Raw genomic sequence first — 1,643 nt, forward strand, 5'->3', positions numbered from 1 at the left:
GATAACGCTCATACATCTGTTGATAGGCGCTCTCTAGATGTTTAGTAAACAGGGGTGTATCAAACAAGGGTGTACTGAGGCGATTGGCTGCTAGCTTTGCTTTAATCGCTATTAATGTTTCTGGTTGTAAAGCCAATTCAATAGCGCGGGCTTCATACTGTTCCGGGGTAGTAGTAATGAGCTCTGGCAGGCCAATGGCGTTCAGTAAGCTAGCCGCTACGCGGCTAGCAAACGACTGGCCCATCAAGGTAAGCACTGGTAGTCCTGCCCAAAGGGCATCGCTGGCGGTGGTGTGCGCATTGTATGGTGTCGTATCTAGAAATAAGTCTGCATAGGCATGACGTGCTAAATGAACCGGAAGTGACTCTCTCTTCGCAAAGATCAATCGACTGGATTGAACACCCCTCTGCTCCGCTGCAATCTTCAGATTTTTGGCTGCCAATGGATTATCTTCAAACAACCATAAGATACTACCGGGGGTGGCTTTTAAGATCCGCATCCAGCGATCAAAGGTCGCTGGCAAGATCTTGTAGTTATTGTTAAAGCAAGCAAAGACAAAACCTGTTTCAGGAAGGCCTAGCGATGAGCGACTCATTGTTACTGAGGCAATTTCTCGCTGACGATCATTGACCTGGTAGGTGTGCGGTAAGCGCACAATCTGCTCGCAATAGTAGGACTCAGCCTCTTTTGGAATAATGGTGGCATCGGCAATGAGGTAATCAATATAAGGCACACCTAAAGTACCTGGATATCCAAGATAACTCACCTGAATTGGAGCTGCCCGATAAGCAAAGATGCCCGGCCTTGAATCTTGGGTATAGCCCTTTAAATCAATCGCAATATCAATACCCATCTGGCGTGCTAGCTGGGCAATCTCTAAATCAGACTTACTTCGTACATCAATCAATTCATCCAATGAATTACCAAGACGTTCACGCACCGCATCTTTGCTTTCTGGTCCAAATGAAAACCCAATGACTCTAAATTGACTCTTGTCATGTAATTCAAATAACTCCGCTATGAGATGACTGGTTGCGTGATGATGAAAATCCGCTGAGAAGTAAGCAATGGTCACCCTCGGGTTACTGACGTGCCTATCTATTGCCCCTAGGGAAGGCTGTATAGGATAGTTCGCATCCCCATAAGACTGAGCGCAGACTTTATGTAGCGCGGGATCATCAGTGAGGGCGAGGATTGGAAATGGTTGAATAGCCTGATATCCCTCCATGATCATGGAGGAAAGGTTTTGTAATTCCACATCAAAATGATCCCAAGAACAGATTTTGCTTTGTGTATATAGCAAGCTTCCATATACCCAGCGCATCTCGGGATTAAGAGTTCGCACCGTTTGATATTGCGTAATTGCCTCTTCAAGCCTTTCCAATTCTTGAAGGGTGGCACCCTTATTGGCGTGTGCCTCGGCGTAATCTTTTCGCAAAGTGAGCGCTTGATCGTAGGCATGTAATGCCTTTTGATGTAACTGAAGGCCATTTAGTGCAATACCGCGATTGAGCCACCCCTGCGCATCATTGGGTCTGAGGGCAATGGCTTTCTCACAAGAAGTGCAGGCTTCTTGATAACGTTTCAGAGCATTCAGTGGCACACTGCGATTGACCCAGGCTTCAAAGTACTGGGGATCTAAG

General features: G+C 46.6%; 1 protein-coding gene. It reads right to left on the reverse strand.

Annotated features, from left to right (window positions below; all coding sequences use genetic code 11):
* Window positions 1-1,643 (reverse strand): hypothetical protein (locus ICN24_RS10255; protein WP_216223691.1); only part of this gene is annotated, 1,643 nt, incomplete at both ends.

The organism is Polynucleobacter sp. UK-Kesae-W10, from assembly GCF_018881575.1.
In the GTDB taxonomy this organism is placed as follows: domain Bacteria; phylum Pseudomonadota; class Gammaproteobacteria; order Burkholderiales; family Burkholderiaceae; genus Polynucleobacter.